Here is an 18644-nt window from a genome sequence, read left to right on the forward strand (position 1 = left end):
TCGATTGCGCCCCCCATCGAACATTTGTTTGGACTCAGGCGGCGTGCTCGGTGCGGGCGTGGGCGATTTCCTCATCGGTGGGACGGCGGTGCACGCTCAATCTGTCCTGTTCCCACAATACCAGACCCAGCTTTTGGAACGCGGCAAGCCAGCCTTCCATCGGCCAGCGATCCCAGCGAACCCGGAAGACATTCGCGTTGCGCACGATATCGTCCAGGTGCTGCAATGGCGGCTCGAAGCTGTCGTGATGCTGGTGGAAGGCTCCCGGCCCTCCCATGAATAGCAGAGGCAGCCCTACCTCGCGCGCCCGGAACCCGAAATCGGTATCCTCGGCGCCGTAGCCGGTGAAGGCTTCGTCGAAACCGCCGAGGTCGAAGAAGCGTTCGCGGTGGATGCCGAAGACCAGCGACCAGAAAAGCCCGGCGTTCTCCACCTCTCGGATCCCTTGAGCGGGAAACCGACGCCCCGGGTGCCCTGACGAACGGCCCAGAAGCTCCGCCTCCTGCCAGTCCCCGCGCGCGTCCTCGGGCCGAGATACCTGACCTGCGCACAGATCAGCGCGTCGTTCGCGGCGAGCGCATCCGCCATCGCATCCACCAGGCCGCGCATCGGGATACAGTCTACATCGAGGAACAGCAGGTAGTCTCCGCTTGCAGCCCGGGCAGCGGCATTGCGCGCGGCAGCCAGTGGCAGCCCGCCCCCATCCAGCCGCACCACGCGCGCCGGAAAAGGCAGGTCGCCGATGGTGGCGGGCGGATCGCTCCCCATGTCGACAACGACGAGTTCGAACGGAGCGGCGGCGCTGCGCCGCAGTCCCTCGATCAGCTGCGCCAGATGGCCGGCACGGTTCTTGACGATCGTCAGCACGCTCAGTCTCATGGCAGGCGGCGCCAGAGATCGAGCCGGTACTGCGCGGTACGCTCGGCTGTGACGACCGCGATCCTGCCGTTAAGGAAGCCGTTGAGCTTTTCGACCGCCTCGTCCCCGCCTTGCGGGTAATCGGTTTCGCCCGTCCAGTGAGCCAGCAGGATGTCGCCGCCGGTTTCCACCTGCGAGGCGATCCAGGTGGCGGCGCGCCCGATGTCGCGGTCGTCCCAGTAATAGACGACCTCGGACAACACCACGAGGTCGAACGCGCGCGACGGTGCCTGTTGTGGGAACACCATGTTGGCGAACGACACCTGGTCCAGCGGCGCGCACCGCGCCCGCGCCGCCTTCAGCGCGGTGGCGCTGACGTCGATTGCCAGCAAGGCGCCGCAATGGGGCGCGAGGCCGGCGGTGAGCACGCCCTTCGCGCAGCCCACCTCGAACCCCTGCCGGTAGGCCCGTCCACGCAAAGCCTGCACCGTATGGGCGTACTTGCAGCGCTCATAGGCGCTGCTTTCGAGGTCCCAGGGATCTTCGGTGCCGCGAAACATGCTTTCGAAATAGTCGGCCGGGAGGCTGCCCGAGGGGCGGTTCATGGGCGTCTCCGCATGTACAGGCTGTCGGTGGCGGACATCCGCCGGCGTTCGGGCGGCAGGCGGAAACCCGGCCCCAGCGCAGCCGTCAGCTGGCTGCGGTGGGCCTGTAGCGCATAGCGGCGCTTGCCCGGAAGCATCGGCAGCGTACGCGTGCTGCAAAAAGCCCGTGTCTCCGGCGCGTCGCTCCACACGCAATACTCGGCGACCAGCACCCGGCGTTTCGCGCAGGCCTGGACGGCATAGGCCAGCCGGGTGGCTGCGGCATGGTCGCAGTGGGCTTCGTGCAGCGCCGTGACGGCAAGTCCGTCGACCCGCCGCCGGCGGCACAGCGCGGCAAGCCTGCGGGCCGCATGGCCGAAGGCAGCGGTTCCGGGCGCTACAGGTGCGGCGTCCTTCCAATCGAGGTAGAACGGGGGCGCCCTCCGACTTCCCGTCAGCCGGAACAATGCCGTCGCCGCCTCCCGTCGGCGGACGGCGACGAGGCGGCCGGTGCGGCCATCAACGGGTCCGTGCGATCCCGATCCGTCGGTCAGGTAGACGAGCCCCGCCAGCCGCCCCGCCGCCGAGACCTGCGCGATCAGGGCGCCGGCGCCCAGCGTCTCGTCGTCGGGGTGAGGCGCCAGCACCAGCCAGCGCAGCGCCGTTATGCCATGCGCGCTTCGCGGGACGGTCACCACAGGCGGTCCTCCTCACCCCAAGCATCGTGATCCAGCCAGGCCAGCGCTGCCTGGTCGCGCGCATGGTCCGGGCCGGCCTGCCGCAGGTAAAGCGAGAGATCCCGGATGATCTTGTCGATGCGCTGCCCGTCCATGGCGCTGCGCGTGCCGACGATCCGGGCGGCAAGCTCCATCACGTCGAGCGCAGCCCGCTCGACGATGCCGCGCGTCATGCGCGCAAACGCCGGCCCGTCGGGATCGTCGAGGGCAGCGCGCAGGGCGCATTCGCGGACCCACATATACGCCGTGCGCGCCGCCGCGACGCAGTCCGCAAACTTCGCGCGCTGCAGCGGATCGCTGCGGGTCGCCTCGGACATCGCCAGCCGCGTCTCTGCCAGCAGCCCCTCGATCCCTCCCAGTTGCACGGCGGCGAAGCGCCAGGCGCCGGTCGTGAAGCGGGGGTCGCGGTCGTAGTCGCCGGGAAGACCAAGCAGGTCCGCTTCGTCGATGCCGATACCGGTCAGGTCGTAGAGACCACTGGTGGTGGCCCGCATCCCGCGCACGCGCCACTGCGACACGTCGGCGCGCTCTGCGTCGTCAGCGCCCACGATCACCAGTTGCCGCTCGCTTCCGGCTTCCTGCGCTGTCACGATGGCGTGTTTGAGCCCCCCGGCCCCGCTCGCGAACGACTTGCCGCCCTTGAGCACTGCGGTCCCACCTTCACCGCGTTCAATGCTGACGCCGGACTGAGGCTCGGTCGCCCAGACCCCGTAGAACGCACCGTCCTCCAGTTCCCGGCCGAGGCGAACCGCCTGCTCGGGCGAGGCATACCAGTCGAACAGCGCCAGCGCGTTGACGTGGCCTTCGTAGAGCCGCCCGATGCTGAGGTCGGCTCGCCCGACGATGCGCAGGACGTCCATCAACGTCCGGTACCGGGTGGGCACGTCCGCGAAGGCGATCCCGCCGCTCGCGGGAGGGGCGAAATGACGATGCAGGCCGGCAGCGGCAAGGCACGCATGCTCTCGACCGGGAAGACCGGGGCAGCGTCGTAACGGGCGCCGAGATCGGCCAATCGCGAGGCGATCGCGGCGGCCCGCGCCACCGGGTCATCCTGCTCGGCGGTGGTTTGGGTGGATGTTTTCATACCGCGTGTTCCTTGATGCCGCAGGTCACGGCTGCGGCCATGCCTCCCAGCCATGATGCCGCTTTTTGCGCACCCCGTTCGTCGTGCAGAGACCGGCGCGCCGAACTTCGTAGCGACAGGGCTTTCTCTATCAGAACCGGCCAGCTTTCGCCGCCGGGCCACTCCGGCAGCACCACCGCGGCGCCGATCCGGTCGAGGCCGCGCGCGGTCGCCCGCTGTTCGCCGAAGGGTCGATCCTCCGGCACGCATACGAAGGGCTGGTCGGCCGCCATCACCGCGCCGACGAGCCCCGTCTCCGGCTGCTCCCACCACGATCCGGGCGCGGGCGATCTCACGCCCGGGCGCGTCGACCCAGCCCGCGAACTCGAGGTTGGCGGGGATATCGGCGGGCGTGGTTGCTGGGCCGATGACCCGCCACACCCATTGCGGGCAGGCACGGGCGGCATCGGCCAGCATGGCGCCGTCGCCCGCCGCGCCGCCGCGCCCGAACACCACCAGAATACGGCGATCGATCGGCGTGCCAGCGCACGCCTCTGCGGTGATGCCGGGCAGATACCGGGTCTTGTCGCGCACCCAGGCGGGCGTCGCAGCTGCATCCAATGCAGGGGGGAACGGGGCGAGCAGCGCCGACGCCCCGCGAAAGGCGTCGCGATGCGCGGCATCGTCGCGCTCTCCGTTGAGGCGTACGTAGACGGTCGGAACAGACGCCAGCCTGGCGACCATCGCCGCTTCCACCGATACGTCGACGACCATCAGCGCCGGCCGCGCGGTCGCGATCCAGCCGGCCATCTCCGCGACGCGCGCCCGCACGCCCTCGTGATCTAGGGGCGCATAATGAAGCGCGTCCGGGCGGCAGTCTGCGAAGTCCTGCCCATCGAAGCGGCCGGAGACCGGACGGTCGTCGGGCAGTCGATCCCAGCGCCGCCGAGCCCGGTGCCGAGCAGGACGATCGGCCAATCGGAAGCGGCAACGATGGCATCGGCGCGGGCACGGTGGCCGCGCCGTGATGGTGGACGTAGTATCCGATCGGCCGGCGGTTCACGGCGTGACCTCCAGCAGCATGTCGTGGGGCATGGGAGAAAGCAGCGGCTCCGCTTTCGCAATCAGCGCCTGACCGCCCTCCTGCGCGCGCAGGTCGCGGCGCCAGGCCGCGCGTTCGCGCCAGTGCTCGTAACCTGGCGCGCTGGGGCGCTCGCCCCTGGCGGCCAGGTCGAAGAGGTCATGCATGGCCAGAGCCATGCCCCCTTCCGCGCGTCCGTCGCGGCGCGGCGAAACATAAGTGAAGACATCCTGCGGGTGGGCCAGCCGCCCTCCCTGCGCAAGGGCCGCCGCCACCAGCGCGCGATCTTCGCCCGTGGGCAGCAGCGGCACGCGGCCGCAGTCGACATAGAGGGCAGCCCTGATCGCCAGCGAGGCGCCGGTGTGATCCCCGTGCCTTGGCGCGGGGTCCCAGGGCAGCGGGTCGAGCGCATCCTCGATGGCGCGGACTCGCCGCCAGTAAGCGTCCCAGGCCGCACGCAGGCGCGCACTGGCTCGGGCAGCGGTTCGGCCTGCTCGATCTCGATGCGGCCTCCGACGATGTCCGCGCCCCGGGCAAAGGCGCGGCGGATATTCCCGAGCCATTCGGGCGGGGGCCGGGTATCGGCGTCGGTGCTGACCAGAATGCCCCGCCGCAGCGCCGGCAGCATGCAGCCCGCTGTCCATGGCGCACTGCGGGCGGAGCGGCGTGCGCCAGCTCCGGCGCGAACGTCACCTGTTCGACCTGAATTGCCAGCCTGCCTTCGAAGCGAACGCGCGCGCGGTCCACGACCTCGAAGCTGTCGTCGTCCGAGTTGTTGACCACGACCGCGACAGGTATCGGCGCTTGCCAGGTCTGCGCGGCCAGCGCCGAGAGCAAGGTCGGCAGCCGGTCGGCCTCGTTGCGGGCCGGGACGCACACGCACAGGTCGATGTCCCGGCTCTCCGCTGCGCGGCTCTCAGGCATGCAGGCCCGCGCTGCCCGAGGTGGTCGCGTCAGCGCTCTCGAACGCCGCCACACCAAGCGGCATGCCGCCCTGCCCTTGCCTGCGCTGGGCGAGCTGCCGCCGATAGAGCGCTTCGTAGCCTGCCACCATCTGCCCTACGTCGCATATGCGCTCCGCGCGCTGGCGGCAGGCGCGCCGGTCGAGCGACAGCGCCGCCAGACCGGCTGCCGCCAGCGAGGCGACGTCGTCCGGCGTGGCCAGGACACCGCAGGCGGCGTCCAGAATTTCCGGGATCGCGCCGCGTTCAAAAGCCGCGACGGGAACGCCGCATGCGAGGGCCTCGGCTATCACCAAGCCATAAGGCTCGTCCACATCGGGGTGCACAGGAAGACCCTGGCCCCGCCCACCAGGCGCGCCAGTTCGCTATGCGCGAGATGACCGACGTGGACGGCATTGGCACCAAGCTGCGGCGCAATGCGGATGCGATAATACTCTTCGTCCAGGATCGGCCCGGCGATCCTCAGCGGCAGGCCGATCAGCCGCGCCGCCTCGATCGCGAAATGCAGGCCCTTTTCCGGAACGATGCGGCCGTACCAGACAAGGTAGCCCGCCTCGTCCGGGACGGGATGGAAAGCGAACTTCTGAAGGTCGATGCCGTTCAGGATCACCTCGTCCGCCTTCGCGACGTGGTCCCACAGCGCCGCGACCGATTTGGAGACCGCGACGAACGCATGGTCCTCTGCCGAGCACAGGCGAACGCCACTTTCGAGCCAGCAGAACGGCGGCGTGTGGAATGTAGTGACCATCGGCATCGGCAGGCTGTCCGCCAGAGTGACCGGCAGATAGTGCAGCGAATTGTTGTGAATCACATCGAAGTCGCGGCGGCGCAGGCCGTTCATCAAGCTGAGGTAGGCATGATGCTCCTTGAAGAAGGCAATATCCGTCGCCTCGGCCGTCCCGACCTCGCAAAGTGCGGTTTCGGAGCAGATCGCCTCGAGGCCGATACGGCTATCCGAGCGCGACGAGGCGAACACCGTAACGGCATGGCCCCGTTCGCGCAGGGCCCGTGCCAGCAGATGCGTATGCATCTCGAGCCCGCCAGCGAAAGGTTCGGCAATCGGGTGCTTGAGATGGGAGATGATGCCGATCTTCAGGCGGCCGGGGGATGACCCCGGGGGCGACAAAGCGCCGCCCCCGGGGCTGCGTGCCCTGAAGGTAGGTCGATCAGGCTGCGGGCCGTGCATCCAGATCCACCTCGAGTTCCCGGGGCCAATGGCGCAGCGACCGGCAGGCCGTCACGAAGTCTCCGGCATCTTTCGGCCCGGCCAGGGGGAGGCAGGCTTCGTCGAGGTCGTCGGCGATACCGGCCTTGACGAAGATCGCTTCGGCTTCGGCGGTGAACCCGATGAACTTGCAATGTGCGAAAGCATCGGTGACAAAATCCTTGGCCGCCGCATCGATCGACAGCAGCGCGGCGCCCTTCCCGGAAACCACGATGGCCACCGCATCGAACAGGACTGATGGCCCGCCGTCGACCTTCTGCTTGGCCGCAACCGTCGTACCGTCGGACAAGGTAACACCGGCGATTTTCGGCGCGACGACTTCGTAGACTGCACCTTCAACGTCCAGCGCTTCCACGAGCGCCTTGAAGATCGCCGCATCCGCGCCGTCGGTCAGCAAGATACCCAGCTTGCGACCCTTGAAGCTGTTGGGGCCGTTCTTGACGATGCTCAGTTTGTCCGACGGCGCCAGATCGGTGATGGTCTCTCGCGCGGCGACTGCCGGTTCGGGCAGCGCCAGCCCAAGGCCATCGGCGACAGTGGCGGCAAGCGTCGCATCGATATTGAGGAGATGGGAAACCGTACGCGAGCGGATGTCGGGCCGCTCCACTTTCGAAAGCTCGAACACCAGCGCATCACCGATGTGCTTCTGTTCGATCGGCGCCTGGCTGGTAAAGAACTGGCGCGCCTGACTGTAGTGATCGGCGAAGCTCTCCGACCGTACCCGCTGCTTGGGGCCGTCCGGCTCTTCCGCAAAGCTGGTGAAGCCGCGCGCCGGATCCTCTCGCGGACCGCCCCGGGTCGCCCCCCAGCTATTAGGCTCGTAGTTCACCCTTCCCTTGGGATTGCGCATGGCCATGTGGCCGTCCTGCTGGAAGTGGGCCATCGGGCACTTGGGCGCGTTGATCGGGATATGCGTGAAGTTGGGGCCGCCAAGGCGTTTGATCTGGGTGTCGAGGTACGAGAAGTTCCGGCCCTGCAGCAGCGGATCGTTCGAGAAGTCGATGCCGGGCGGGACGTTCTGCGTGCAGAAGGCGACCTGCTCGGTCTCGGCGAAGAAGTTGTCGACGACGCGGTCGAGGACCAGGCGGCCGACCACGCGGATCGGGACGAGTTCCTCGGGAATGATCTTGGTTGAATCGAGTACGTCGAATTCGAAGCTGTCGGCGAATTCATCGTCGAACAGTTGCACGCCCAGCTCCCACTCGGGGAAATCACCGGAATTGATCGCGTCCCAAAGGTCGCGGCGGTGGAAGTCGGGATCGGCGCCGTTGATCTTGACCGCCTCGTTCCAGACGACCGACTGAAGGCCCTGCTTGGGCTTCCAATGGAACTTCACGAACGTCGACTGGCCCTCGGCATCAAGCAGCCGGAAGGTGTGCACGCCGAAGCCCTCCATGGTCCGGAACGAACGCGGGATCGCGCGATCGGACATGGTCCACATGATCATGTGGAAGCTCTCGGGCGTCAGGCTGATGAAATCCCAGAAGTTGTCGTGCGCGGTCTGGGCCTGCGGGAAATTGCGGTCCGGCTCCGGCTTCGCTGCGTGGATGAGGTCGGGGAACTTGATCGCGTCCTGGATGAAGAACACCGGGATGTTGTTGCCGACAAGGTCCCAGTTGCCCTCCTGCGTGTAGAGCTTGACCGCGAAACCGCGAACGTCGCGCGCGAGGTCGAACGAACCCTTCGAGCCCGCCACGGTAGAGAAGCGAACGAAGGCAGGCGTGCGCTCGCCGACACGCTGGAACACGTCGGCGCGGCTGACGTCGGACAGACTGTCGGTCAGTTCGAAGAACCCATGCGCGCCGTAGCCGCGGGCATGGACCACGCGCTCTGGGATGCGTTCATGGTCGAAGTGGAAGATCTTTTCGCGGAAATGGAAATCTTCCAGCAGCGTCGGACCGCGCGCACCCTGCTTGAGGCTGTTCTGGTCGTCGGCGACGGGGATGCCCTGCTGGGTCGTCAGTGTTTCGACTTCGCCGCCTGCTGTCTGGTAAGTCTCGCCTCCACTGCCCTGCGGCTCGGCGAACGACAGCGTGATCTCCGCATCTGCAGGTATGGCAGATGCCTTGGCGGTGGTTTCACCGCCAATATCCACACCAGCCAGATCGGCCGGAGTGAAATCTGCAGGACTGTTAGAGCGTGGTTTCGTGGGAGTCTTGGCCATGGGATGTCCTCTCGAATTAACACAACGCAATACCTGGCTGCCGCAACCTGCCGGAATGCCGCGCCATTTGATCTGCAACCCCAAGCCAACACGCGACAGGCAGCCGAGTTGCGGCTTTCTGGGCAAATTAACTTTTATCAACACGAATAGCTCAGCCTCTTTGCAACGCTGTCTGAAACAGGAGGTTATCCGCTGGGCACGGCGTGAATACCGCGCTTCTGACACATCTGTTGAAGGTCCCCATGCTTACCGAACGGTTCCTTAGGAACAAACGCAACGTCAGCCTTTCGTTGGGCGAACGTGAATGTCTCGAAGCCGCAATCAGTGAAGTGCAAACGATTGAACCGCGACGTGTTTTGGTTAAAGCCGGCGACAAACTAAATCATAGCACGCTGCTCATCGACGGGATTATGTCGCGCCACATCGACGACCATAACGGTCTCCGGCAACTAGTGGCCATTCACGTGCCCGGAGATTTTGTTGACCTTCATGCTTACCCACTGAAGACGCTCGACCATGATGTTGCCTCGATGACCACCGCAGTCGTGGGCATGGTTCCCCACGGGAAGTTGGACGATATCATCTCCGAGCGACCGCAACTGGGGCGAAAGCTTTGGTATGCAACGCTTCTTGATGCCGCCATTCACCGCGCGTGGTTGTTTCGGCTCGGCCGGCTGGCTGCAGTCGGAAGAGTCGCGCATTTCCTCTGCGAAACCAACGCGCGTCTGGCGGCTGTGGGGCTAAGTGATGGACGACAGTTCCCACTGGCACTCACGCAAACCGACATCTCGGAAATCTGCGGATTGACCCATGTCCACGTCAATCGGGTGATGCGCCAGCTTCGCGAAGAACGCCTGTGCATTTTCAGATCGTCCGTCGTCGAAATTCTTGATCCGGTCGGGCTGGCCGCGCGGGGGCAGTTCGATCCCACCTATCTGTACATCGATCAGTGAAACACCCTCCAATCCCTGTTGAAAGTTCGCGTCATGACACACCTGAACAATGAACGCCGACCAGAAACTCAGCCGGGGGTTGCCAGTGCCGAAGACGGGCTGGTCATTCTCGATGGTCCCGATGGCGTGGCCGTGACCATGACCGCCGCGGCGGCAGCGGAGACCGGCCATAACCTCGTGGAAGCAGCACGCGCCGCGCAAATGCAAATCGGAACTACGCCCGGTTCCGACGAGAACTGACTTTCGGTACGTATCTTCGAAATTCTATTACATCCATGAGAGGGATAAAGCCCTGAACGAAATCGCCGGATGGATCGCCCCGATCGCCACGATGCTGGCGGCGATGATGACTGCCGCCAATCTCGGAGCCCGGCTCACCGGGTGGGGCTTCGTCGTTTTTACGTTCGGCTCGATCGCCTGGACCATCGTCGGCCTGACCTCCGGCCAGACCAACCTGATCGCGTCGAACGGCTTTCTCACGCTTGTCAACGTGGTCGGTATCTGGCGCTGGCTGGGACGGCAACGCAAGTACGAGGACGGTGGCCGATCCGCCCGGGAGGCAAGCCGCAGGTCGTCGAAGCCGACGCTATTCACCGCCACTGGGCTCGCCGGAATGCCCGTGGTGCTGGAAGACGGCACGCCGCTCGGCAAGTCCGTCGAGGCACTGATCGAATGCCGCTCGGGCGAAGTCAGCTACGTGGTGGTCGCCACCAGTTCCGCCGCCGGACTGGAGGAGCAACTGCGCCCGGTGCCCGCCCGGTCGATCGGTTTCGGCTGCGACCTGCTGACCCTCGCCATATCGCGAGGAGCCTATGAAGCCATCGCTCCCCTCGACGGCGAGGCCTGGCCCGCCTCAGCCGAGCAAGATACGAAAGCAGTCTCATGAACCTCGCTCTGGTCGCCATGGGCATAGCCCGGGCGTTGGCCTCGGATGATGTCGTATTCCTGGCCGACGACGAACAGCAAGCCCGGGCCCTCTCGGACATCCTGATGGCGCTGCTGCCAGGCGCACCGGTCTTCCATGTCCCCTCGAGCGACGCGCTGCCCGGCGATGTCGCCCCTGCCTCTCCCGCCAATGCGGGACGGCGCGTGGCAGCCTTGCGGGCGCTCCGGCTCGCGCAGGCCGAAGGCGGGCGGCTCCATCTAGCCTGCATCCTGAGCGGAGAAGCGGCGGGGCGCCGCTACCCGCCGCCGCAGGCGTTCGAAGGCGCTCCCCCGACGCTGCTCGCGGGCGACGCGATCGACCCCCGCGCTTTCACGGCGCAGCTGGAGGAACTGGGCTATTTCGCGGACGACCGTGTCGACGAGCCGGGCGAAACGGCCATTCGTGGCGATGTCATCGACGTCTTTCCCGCCGACGCCGGGATGCCAGCCCGCATCGAACTCACCGAGGGCCGGATCAACGCGATCCGGTCCTATGATCCCGTGACCCAGCGCACTGTCTCCGACCTCCAGCAACTCGAGATCGGGCGCGCGGCGGAGCCTGCGATGGATGGCGCGGTCTCGATACTGGCCCATCTCTCGCCCGGCCTGCTCGCCGTGGCCACAAAGGCTCACGCGCGCCGCCTGCGTTTCATACAGCTCGCGCAGGATGCCGCGGGAGGTGGCGATCGCTTGATCGACGCGCTGGACGACGCGGCGTGGCAGGCCGATGCCTCGCGATGGCGCGCGCCGATTTCGGCGGGGATGCAGTGACCGTGCCTCACTTCGCGGAAAGCGGTAGCCCGCTCGCCGCGATGGGCCGCTTCGTGCGACCGCTGCTGGAGGAAGGCCGCTCGCTGGTGCTGGCGGGCAGCCCGAGGGATCTGAGATTCCTCCGATCGCGGATCGCCAGGCGCCTGAAACTGGACTTGTTCGATGTGGAGAGCTGGGCCGAGATCATCTCCTTGCCGCCTGGCGCGTCGGCATCGATCACGATGCCGTCGATGCCGGTATCGTCGACGAACGCCTCGTACTGATCGCCGCCGCCGACGTTATGGGCAGCCGCGCGCTGATCGGTGAAGCCGCGACATCGAGCGCGATCCCCTGGGCCGGCACCGGGGCCGGCATCCGCATCGGCGACGTCGTCGTCCACGAGGACCACGGGGTCGGGCTCGTGCTGGGTCTCGAGGACGCCCCCCCTGCCGAAGGCGCGCCGAGCGAGATGATCGCGCTGGAATATGCCGGCGGCGCCCGCCGCCTCGTCGCCGTCGACGAAGCTGACCGCATCTGGCGGTACGGCTCCGATGCCGAGGCGGTGACGCTCGACAAGCTGGATGGGTCGTCCTGGCTCAAGCGCCGCAGCACCATCGACGCCTCCATCGCTGAAAGCGCGAAGGGCCTGGCCGCGCTGGCGCAGGCACGTGCATCGCTCGAAGCGCCGGTGATCGAACCGGACGCGGCCGCCTACGAACGGTTCGCGGGCGGCTTCGCCTTCAACGAGACGGCCGACCAGGCCCGCGCGATTTCCGCCGTGCGCGACGACCTTGCGCGGGGCCGGCCGATGGACCGGCTGGTGATCGGCGACGTCGGCTACGGCAAGACCGAGGTCGCCCTGCGCGCCGCCGCCCTCGCCGCCCTTTCGGGTCATCAGGTCGTGATCGCCGCGCCGACGACGGTGCTGGTGCGCCAGCATCTCGAGACCTTCCGCCGCCGGTTCCAGGGCACGGGCATCACCGTCGCCGGCCTCTCGCGCCTGTCGAGCGCGCCGAGAAGAAGGCGGTAAAGGCAGGCCTGGCCGATGGCTCGGTGCAGGTCGTGGTCGGCACAGGTGCGGTCATGGCCAAGGGCGTGATTTACGCAAAGCTCGGTCTTGTCGTCATCGACGAGGAACAGCGCTTCGGCGCCGCCGACAAAGCAAGGCTTCGCGGATCGGGCGACGTACACCTGCTCAGCCTGAGCGCGACGCCGATCCCGCGCACGCTGCAATCGGCGCTCGTCGGTCTGCAGCAGATGTCGCTAATCACGACACCCCCGGCGCGCCGCCAACCGATCCGCACCAGCATCGATCGCTACGACGACGCCCGCATCCGCACTGCCCTGTCGCGCGAAAAGGCGCGCGGCGGACAGAGCTTCGTCGTCGTCCCGCGCATCGAGGACATGGCGCCCCTCGCCGAGAAGCTTCGGCGCATCGTACCCAACCTGCAAGTGGTCGAGGCGCATGGAAAGATGCCGGCAGCGGCGATCGACGACGCCATGGTCGGTTTCGGGGACGGCCGGGGCGATATCCTCCTGGCCACCAACATCATCGAGGCCGGGCTCGACGTGCCGCGCGCCAACACCATGATCATCTGGCGAGCCGACCGCTTCGGGCTCGCGCAGTTACACCAACTGCGCGGGCGGGTGGGACGCGGCAACCGTCGCGGGCAGGTGGTGCTGCTGACCGAAAGCGAGAACGCCATCGGCCCGCGCACGCTCAAGCGCCTGCGCACCCTGGCAGCGTTCGACCGTCTCGGCGCCGGGTTCGAGATCAGCGCGCAGGACCTTGACATGCGCGGCGCCGGCGATCTGCTCGGCGAGGACCAGGCCGGGCACATGAAGCTGATCGGCGTCGATCTCTACCAGCACATGCTCGGCGCGCGCTGCGACAGGCGCGGGGAGAAGACGTCAAGCGCTGGACGCCGGAGCTCAACCTAGGATCGGGCGGCGCGTTCCCGGAAGCCTGGATCCCGGAAGACGACGTGCGCCTTGCGCTCTACATGCGATTGGCGCGGATCGATGACGAGGCAGAACTCGATGCTTTCGAGGACGAGTTGCTGGACCGGTTCGGCCCGCTGCCCGATGCGGCAGAGGTCCTGATGGACCATTCCCGGATTCGTATCGGCGCCCGTACGCTGCGGATCGCGCGGATTGACGCGGGCCCCGCCGCCATCGCCCTAACGCCCCGGCGCGATTTCAGCGCCGATGCGAGCCGGGCGGACCTGACAAAAAAGGATGGTCGACTGCTGCTTTCGGAAAAAACTGCGAACGATGAACGCATAACCCGGGTTCGCGTGTTGCTGGAAACGCTTGGCCCATGATCAGCTCGGGCCAAAGCGTTGTGTGATTGCGACGATATTGGGTCGGGGCCGGGGTCTTTATGACGGCTGGCCTCGTTTTACTTACATATCGACGGTCCGACCGGGTTGACCGCCCCAGATAGACGGAGAGCAGAAATGGCAACGGCGAAGGAAGATGCTCCGCCCACAACTTCCAAGGTGCGGGAGGTTCGCGACGCGGAGACGCGCACGGTGCAGGACGCCCAGGGTAGTTCGCTGATTGGGCGGACTGTGACGATCAATCGGCCCCGCGCTGAACTTTACGCCTATTGGCGCGACTTCGCCCGGCTGCCGACTTTCATGGACAACGTACAGCAAGTGGACGTCCGCTCGCCCAAACTCTCGCACTGGGTGGTGAAGGCGCCGGGTGGAAGGACGGTCGAATGGGACGCGCGCATCACCGAGGAGAAGGATGGCGAACTCATCGCCTGGGCCTCGACTGAGGATGCCGACGTGCCCAACAGCGGCCGGATCGAATTCCGTGACGCGGGGGATCGCGGGACGATCGTCACCGCCACCATCGTCTACGAACCGCCCGCCGGCCTGGTCGGCAAGGTAATCGCCAAGATGTTCCAGCGCGAGCCGGCGATCCAGGCGCGGCGCGACCTGCGGCGCTTCAAGCAGCTCATGGAAACCGGCGAAGTCGCTACCTCGTCGCGCACCCGCGCGCAGCTTGAAGAGGAGAAGGCCTGATGCGCGCGCTCACCTGGCACGGCAAGCATGACGTCCGCGTGGATACCGTCGACGACCCTGAAATCCTCAACTCGCGCGATGCGATCATCAAGATCACCTCGACCGCGATCTGCGGGTCGACTTGCACCTCTACGACGGCTTCATCCCTACCATGAAGGCCGGTGACATCCTCGGCCACGAGTTCATGGGCGAAGTGGTCGAGACCGGCCCCAAGTCCACGCTCCAGAAGGGCCAGCGCGTGGTCGTGCCTTTCACCATCGCCTGCGGCAGCTGCTATCATTGCGGCAAGCACCAGTACTCCGCCTGCGACAACGGCAACCCGGCCGACAACCAGGACATCGGCATGGAGCTTTACGGCCAGCCCATGTCCGGCCTGTTCGGCTACAGCCACCTGACCGGCGGCTATGCCGGCGGCCAGGCCGAATACGTGCGCGTGCCCTTCTCCGACGTCGGCCCGATCGTCGTGCCCGATGGCCTGAGCGACGACGAGGTGCTGTTCCTCTCCGACATCCTGCCCACCGGCTGGCAGGCGGCCGAGAATGCCGACATCGAGCCGGGCGACACCGTAGCGGTCTGGGGTTGTGGCCCTGTCGGCCTTTTCGCGGTCCAGTCAGCCTTCCTGATGGGTGCGGCCCGCGTCATCGCGATCGACCACTTCCCGCGCCGACTGGAACTGGCGCGCAAGTTCGGCGCCGAGACCATCAACTTCGAAGAATCGAAGACCTACGAAGCGCTGATGGAAATGACCGGGGGCATTGGTCCCGACGCGGTGATCGACGCGGTGGGCCTCGAGGCCCACGGCTTCTTCGTCGACAACGTGGTCGATCAGATCAAGGCATCGCTGATGCTGGGTACCGACCGCATCCACTCGATCCGCCAGGCCATCGTCGCCTGCCGCAAGGGCGGCCGCGTCTCGATGCCCGCCGTCTATGGCGGCATCGTCGACAAGTTCCCGCTCGGCGCCTTCATGGAAAAAGGGCTGACGCTCAAGACCGGGCAGACCAGCGTGCAGCATTACATGCCGGGACTGCTCAACGCAATTGTTGAGGGCAAGATCGACACTACCTTCCTGATCTCGCATCGGATGAGCCTGGAAGATGCGCCCAAGGGCTACAAGATGTTCCACGACAACCAGAATGAGGTGACCAAGGTCGTCCTCAAGCCCGGCTTCGACGCCGGCACTGCCATCGCTGCGGAATAGGAGAAGCACCAGGCCGAGAAATTCGCGATCATCACCGGCGCCTCCACGGGCATCGGCTTCGAACTCGCCTCGATCGCCGCCGAAAACGGCTATGACCTTCTGGTTGTGGCCGACGAAGGCCTGATCGAAGCGGCTGCCCAGGACTTCCGGCTTCACGGCGTCGCCGTCGAAGGAGTGCAGGCCGACCTGTCGACCATCGAAGGCGTCGACGCGGCTTCTCGGGGCGACTGCGGGGCGAAAGATCGACCTGCTTTGCGCCAACGCGGGGCGAGGCCTCGGCCATGGCTTCCTCGACCAGGATGTCTCCGACTGGCGGCGCGTGGTGGACACCAACATCACCGGCACGCTCTACCTGCTGCAGAACGTGCTCAAGGACATGGTCGCGCGGGATGACGGCAAGGTGCTGATCACCGGCTCGATCGCCGGTTTCATCCCCGGCAGCTTCCAGGCCGTCTACAACGGCACCAAGGCGTTCGTGGACAGCTTCGCCGATGCCCTGCGCAACGAGATCAAGGACGCGAAGGGCGTGACGGTGACCACGCTCATGCCCGGCCCGGTGGAGACCGAGTTCTTCGACCGTGCCGACATGCTCGACACCAGCGTCGGCGCCTCCGAGAGCAAGAGCGACCCCGCCGATGTCGCGCGCGATGGCTGGGATGCCCTGATGAAGGGGCAGGCGCACATCGTCTCGGGCTGGAAAAACAAGATACAGGCCGCAGTGGCCCACGTGACGCCGGCATCCATCCTCGCGGAACAACACCGGAAGATGGCGGAGCCCGGGTCGGCCGAAGTTGATCATGGCGAAGCCCGATAGATCCTCGTCAAACTCATATATCTTCCACCAAAGGACAAACACATGAGCTCCACGATAGAGCGCAGATTCGATAGTCGCCGAGACGCCGAACTCGCGGTCGAAAGACTGGTCCAGGAACATGGCTTCGCGCGAACCGACGTCTTTGTCTCGTCGGCTGGCAGTGAAAACAGCGTAGGCGAAAAGCGCAACGGTGGGGACACCGCGACCCACCTGGAGGAGGAACGCGGCGACGCACCGCTTTCAGATCCGATATCCGTGTCGGTGGACGTCAACGACGATGCCCGCGCCGCTATCGTGGTTCAAGTGTTCGACGAAATCGCCGGCGGCTGACCGGGTCCTATCCGTCTGGACCATATGGGGTAGGGATGGGAGTACGTTGGGTGAACGAGCCGGAAAATCTAATGCCTTCGATATCGCGGGAACCGCCGCAGCTCCCTTCACCGGAAAGAGTGCAGGAATTGCTGTTCGACGCGGCCCGGCTTGGCCGAGACGACATGATCCCGGTCCTGCTAGAAGCTGGCGCGGACATCGAGGCCGTGGACGCGAAGGGTCATACCGCCCTCGTCCTGGCGACCTATCACGGATTCGAGGCCGCCGCGGCGCTGCTGCTGAATGCCGGGGCCAATCCCAACGGCACGACCGCGAGCGGCAGTCCGCTGATGGGTGTCGCTTTCAAAGGGCACATTGCCATTGCCCGGCAACTCCTGACCGCGGGAGCAGACCCGAACATGCGTAATGCAGCCGGACAGACCGCGATCATGATGAGCGCCTTGTTTGATCGACGCGATATCATCGATCTTCTGCTGAGCGCCGGAGCCGATATAGATGCGGTGGACGCGGCCGGAAACGATGCGGCCGCCGTTGCGCGCATGCAAGGCAACGACGAGCTTGCCCAGTGGCTTCAGAGCCCGCGCGAATTGGCGAGTACAGTCAATGCCCAAACCACCTAACGACGGAGCGATTTGCATGGATGACGTTTCGATCGGCCCGGACCCTGAAAATGAGCAGCCGGTGCAGAAAGGTGTGGATGCGCAGTCCGAGACCGAGCGCGACATCGAGATCGGTTTGGCCGGTGCCGAAGCCAAGCCCTTTGCCAGCTCGCCTCAAGACAAGGATACCGTGAAATCTGTTTCCAAGCATGATGAGGAGCCCTCATCCGCCGATGGCGATGAGAACCTCATCGCCGACAGACGCAACGCGGGGCGCGAATAGCTGGCAAGGAAGTCCGTCATGGCCCCACTGGGCCGTACGCTGGCCGAACGGCATGAACGAAGGTCATAGTTCCGGCATCGTGGCATTGGCAGCGCTTATAGATCGGATTTGGCCGCGATACGCTGGTCATTGCTGGTACTATGCGATCGCGCGCGGCGAGGACTATCGGCCGGTCAACCCCAACCGGGTTCGCAAATCCTCGGGCTCGGAAACGACCTTCGAACGTGACCTGACCGACCCTGCCGAGATCGAGGCTGGCGTTCTTCGCATGGTCGACGACGTCTGGCGTTGGTGTGAGACCCGCTCAAGGTTTGGCCGTACCGTGACGGTGAAGATCAAGTACGGCGACTTCAAACAGATAACGCGCCGCCGCAGTCAGGCGGAGGTCGTCGCGACGCTCGACAACTTTCAAAACCTGGCGCGCGATCTCATCCGGTCGGTCCTGCCGCCTACAAAGGGCATCCGGCTCGTGGGCGTCACGGTATCGAACTTCGGTGGGCCTCCCGCCGATCGCGAAGTCGCGCTGCCGATGTTCGCGAAGGAGCAGGCGGCTTGATGCTTGACCTGTTCGACACGCCAGTGCTGCCGGGGCTGAGCACAGAGGCCGACATCATCGACGCTGCCGAAGAACGCGTGCTGATCAGCCGCATCGATTCCAGCGACCTTACGCCATTTCGCTTTCAGGGGTGGACCGGAAAGCGGCTTACGGCGTCGTTCGGATGGAGTTATGATTTTGAAATCGGGCGACCGTTGGAGGCTCCGCCGATCCCGGACTGGCTGCGCCCCTTCCGCGATCGTGCGGCGCGCTTCGCCAATCTCGAGCCCGCTGCCCTTATCCAGGCACTGTTGATCCGCTACGATCCTGGCGCCGGTATCGGGTGGCACCGCGATCGCCCGGTCTACCAGGATGTGATTGGAATTTCGCTGGGCGAGCCGCGGCGATGCGATTTCGACGCAGGCGGGCCGATGGCTTCGCGCGGGTATCGGTGCCGCTCGAACCGCGAGCGGCCTACCACCTGAGCGGGCCTGCTCGGCACGACTGGGAGCATAGCATCGCCGAGATGGAACGGCCGCGTTGGTC

The 18644-nt window shown here is 65.9% G+C and carries 22 protein-coding genes and 3 pseudogenes; 15 read left to right on the forward strand and 10 right to left on the reverse strand.

The window, feature by feature from the left end:
* Positions 1–34 precede the first annotated feature (34 nt).
* From ADT71_RS33020 to ADT71_RS05875, 9 genes and pseudogenes are all read right to left on the reverse strand, one after another.
* Complete coding sequence (locus ADT71_RS33020; RefSeq protein WP_231635642.1) at positions 35–406, reverse strand: glycosyltransferase family 2 protein; 372 nt, start codon at positions 404–406, stop codon at positions 35–37.
* Positions 295–879 carry a glycosyltransferase family 2 protein gene (locus ADT71_RS05840; protein WP_231635631.1) on the reverse strand — a complete coding sequence of 195 codons (585 nt, stop codon included), beginning with the start codon at positions 877–879 and terminating at the stop codon, positions 295–297. Before ADT71_RS05840 ends, ADT71_RS33020 begins: the two co-directional genes overlap by 112 nt.
* Positions 876–1463 (reverse strand): SAM-dependent methyltransferase, encoded by a 588-nt coding sequence (locus ADT71_RS05845; protein ID WP_054435779.1) that lies wholly within the window; start codon positions 1461–1463, stop codon positions 876–878. The genes ADT71_RS05840 and ADT71_RS05845 overlap by 4 nt, the downstream gene beginning before the upstream one ends.
* Positions 1460–2137 (reverse strand): PIG-L deacetylase family protein, encoded by a 678-nt coding sequence (locus ADT71_RS05850; RefSeq protein ID WP_231635632.1) that lies wholly within the window; start codon positions 2135–2137, stop codon positions 1460–1462. The genes ADT71_RS05845 and ADT71_RS05850 overlap by 4 nt, the downstream gene beginning before the upstream one ends.
* Positions 2134–3063 carry an acyl-CoA dehydrogenase family protein gene (locus ADT71_RS05855; RefSeq protein WP_231635633.1) on the reverse strand — a complete coding sequence of 310 codons (930 nt, stop codon included), beginning with the start codon at positions 3061–3063 and terminating at the stop codon, positions 2134–2136. Before ADT71_RS05855 ends, ADT71_RS05850 begins: the two co-directional genes overlap by 4 nt.
* The gene (locus tag ADT71_RS05860) at positions 3039–4073 is read right to left on the reverse strand and encodes a hypothetical protein (RefSeq protein WP_231635634.1); all 1035 of its coding nucleotides are present in this window, start codon (positions 4071–4073) and stop codon (positions 3039–3041) included. The genes ADT71_RS05855 and ADT71_RS05860 overlap by 25 nt, the downstream gene beginning before the upstream one ends.
* Before the next feature lie 228 nt (positions 4074–4301).
* Positions 4302–4886, reverse strand: a complete 585-nt coding sequence (locus ADT71_RS35490) for a glycosyltransferase family 2 protein (RefSeq protein ID WP_231635635.1) — start codon at positions 4884–4886, stop codon at positions 4302–4304.
* A gap of 353 nt (positions 4887–5239) precedes the next feature.
* Positions 5240–6381 (reverse strand): annotated as a pseudogene (locus ADT71_RS05870) (glycosyltransferase).
* Between the two features lie 70 nt (positions 6382–6451).
* On the reverse strand, positions 6452–8674 hold the full coding sequence (locus tag ADT71_RS05875) for a catalase (protein WP_165913343.1): 2223 nt from the start codon (positions 8672–8674) through the stop codon (positions 6452–6454).
* 242 nt (positions 8675–8916) lie between these two features.
* On the opposite strand from ADT71_RS05875, the gene ADT71_RS05880 reads away from it, so the two are divergent.
* From ADT71_RS05880 to ADT71_RS33030, 4 genes are all read left to right on the forward strand, one after another.
* The gene (locus tag ADT71_RS05880; RefSeq protein ID WP_054435780.1) at positions 8917–9627 is read left to right on the forward strand and encodes a Crp/Fnr family transcriptional regulator; all 711 of its coding nucleotides are present in this window, start codon (positions 8917–8919) and stop codon (positions 9625–9627) included.
* A gap of 33 nt (positions 9628–9660) precedes the next feature.
* Positions 9661–9867, forward strand: a complete 207-nt coding sequence (locus ADT71_RS05885) for a hypothetical protein (RefSeq protein ID WP_054435781.1) — start codon at positions 9661–9663, stop codon at positions 9865–9867.
* A gap of 91 nt (positions 9868–9958) precedes the next feature.
* Positions 9959–10513 (forward strand): PRC-barrel domain-containing protein, encoded by a 555-nt coding sequence (locus tag ADT71_RS05890; protein ID WP_054435782.1) that lies wholly within the window; start codon positions 9959–9961, stop codon positions 10511–10513.
* Positions 10510–11322, forward strand: a complete 813-nt coding sequence (locus ADT71_RS33030) for a hypothetical protein (RefSeq protein WP_231635636.1) — start codon at positions 10510–10512, stop codon at positions 11320–11322. Before ADT71_RS05890 ends, ADT71_RS33030 begins: the two co-directional genes overlap by 4 nt.
* Positions 11323–11329: 7 nt before the next feature.
* On the opposite strand, the gene ADT71_RS33035 is transcribed toward ADT71_RS33030, so the two are convergent.
* Positions 11330–11710 carry a hypothetical protein gene (locus ADT71_RS33035; protein WP_231635637.1) on the reverse strand — a complete coding sequence of 127 codons (381 nt, stop codon included), beginning with the start codon at positions 11708–11710 and terminating at the stop codon, positions 11330–11332.
* Positions 11711–11722: 12 nt separating this feature from the next.
* Between ADT71_RS33035 and ADT71_RS33040 the strand changes: the two genes are divergently transcribed.
* The 11 genes and pseudogenes from ADT71_RS33040 to ADT71_RS05935 all read left to right on the forward strand — a co-directional run bounded on the left by ADT71_RS33040 (position 11723) and on the right by ADT71_RS05935 (position 18583).
* Positions 11723–12331, forward strand: coding sequence for a DEAD/DEAH box helicase (locus ADT71_RS33040; protein ID WP_231635638.1), 609 nt, complete (start codon positions 11723–11725; stop codon positions 12329–12331).
* A gap of 53 nt (positions 12332–12384) precedes the next feature.
* Entirely contained in the window at positions 12385–13242 is an 858-nt protein-coding gene (locus tag ADT71_RS33045; RefSeq protein WP_231635639.1) for a helicase-related protein, read from the forward strand.
* Positions 13243–13286: 44 nt separating this feature from the next.
* Positions 13287–13625: a TRCF domain-containing protein gene (locus ADT71_RS33050; RefSeq protein ID WP_231635640.1), complete on the forward strand. Its 339-nt coding sequence runs from the start codon at positions 13287–13289 to the stop codon at positions 13623–13625.
* A 135-nt stretch (positions 13626–13760) separates the two neighbouring features.
* On the forward strand, positions 13761–14336 hold the full coding sequence (locus ADT71_RS05900) for an SRPBCC family protein (RefSeq protein ID WP_054435783.1): 576 nt from the start codon (positions 13761–13763) through the stop codon (positions 14334–14336).
* Positions 14336–15537 (forward strand): annotated as a pseudogene (locus ADT71_RS05905) (zinc-dependent alcohol dehydrogenase). Before ADT71_RS05900 ends, ADT71_RS05905 begins: the two are co-directional and overlap by 1 nt.
* A 27-nt stretch (positions 15538–15564) precedes the next feature.
* A pseudogene (locus tag ADT71_RS05910) lies at positions 15565–16351 on the forward strand (SDR family NAD(P)-dependent oxidoreductase).
* A 42-nt stretch (positions 16352–16393) separates the two neighbouring features.
* Positions 16394–16681: a hypothetical protein gene (locus ADT71_RS05915; RefSeq protein ID WP_054435784.1), complete on the forward strand. Its 288-nt coding sequence runs from the start codon at positions 16394–16396 to the stop codon at positions 16679–16681.
* 119 nt (positions 16682–16800) lie between these two features.
* On the forward strand, positions 16801–17301 hold the full coding sequence (locus ADT71_RS05920) for an ankyrin repeat domain-containing protein (protein ID WP_347812953.1): 501 nt from the start codon (positions 16801–16803) through the stop codon (positions 17299–17301).
* A 16-nt stretch (positions 17302–17317) separates the two neighbouring features.
* Positions 17318–17563 carry a hypothetical protein gene (locus ADT71_RS05925; RefSeq protein WP_054435786.1) on the forward strand — a complete coding sequence of 82 codons (246 nt, stop codon included), beginning with the start codon at positions 17318–17320 and terminating at the stop codon, positions 17561–17563.
* A 52-nt stretch (positions 17564–17615) separates the two neighbouring features.
* Positions 17616–18119, forward strand: a complete 504-nt coding sequence (locus ADT71_RS05930; RefSeq protein ID WP_231635641.1) for a hypothetical protein — start codon at positions 17616–17618, stop codon at positions 18117–18119.
* Positions 18119–18583 (forward strand): alpha-ketoglutarate-dependent dioxygenase AlkB, encoded by a 465-nt coding sequence (locus tag ADT71_RS05935; protein WP_369818183.1) that lies wholly within the window; start codon positions 18119–18121, stop codon positions 18581–18583. The genes ADT71_RS05930 and ADT71_RS05935 overlap by 1 nt, the downstream gene beginning before the upstream one ends.
* The last annotated feature ends 61 nt before the right edge of the window (positions 18584–18644 follow it).

The organism is Novosphingobium sp. ST904 (assembly GCF_001298105.1).
Classification (GTDB): Bacteria; Pseudomonadota; Alphaproteobacteria; order Sphingomonadales; family Sphingomonadaceae; genus Novosphingobium.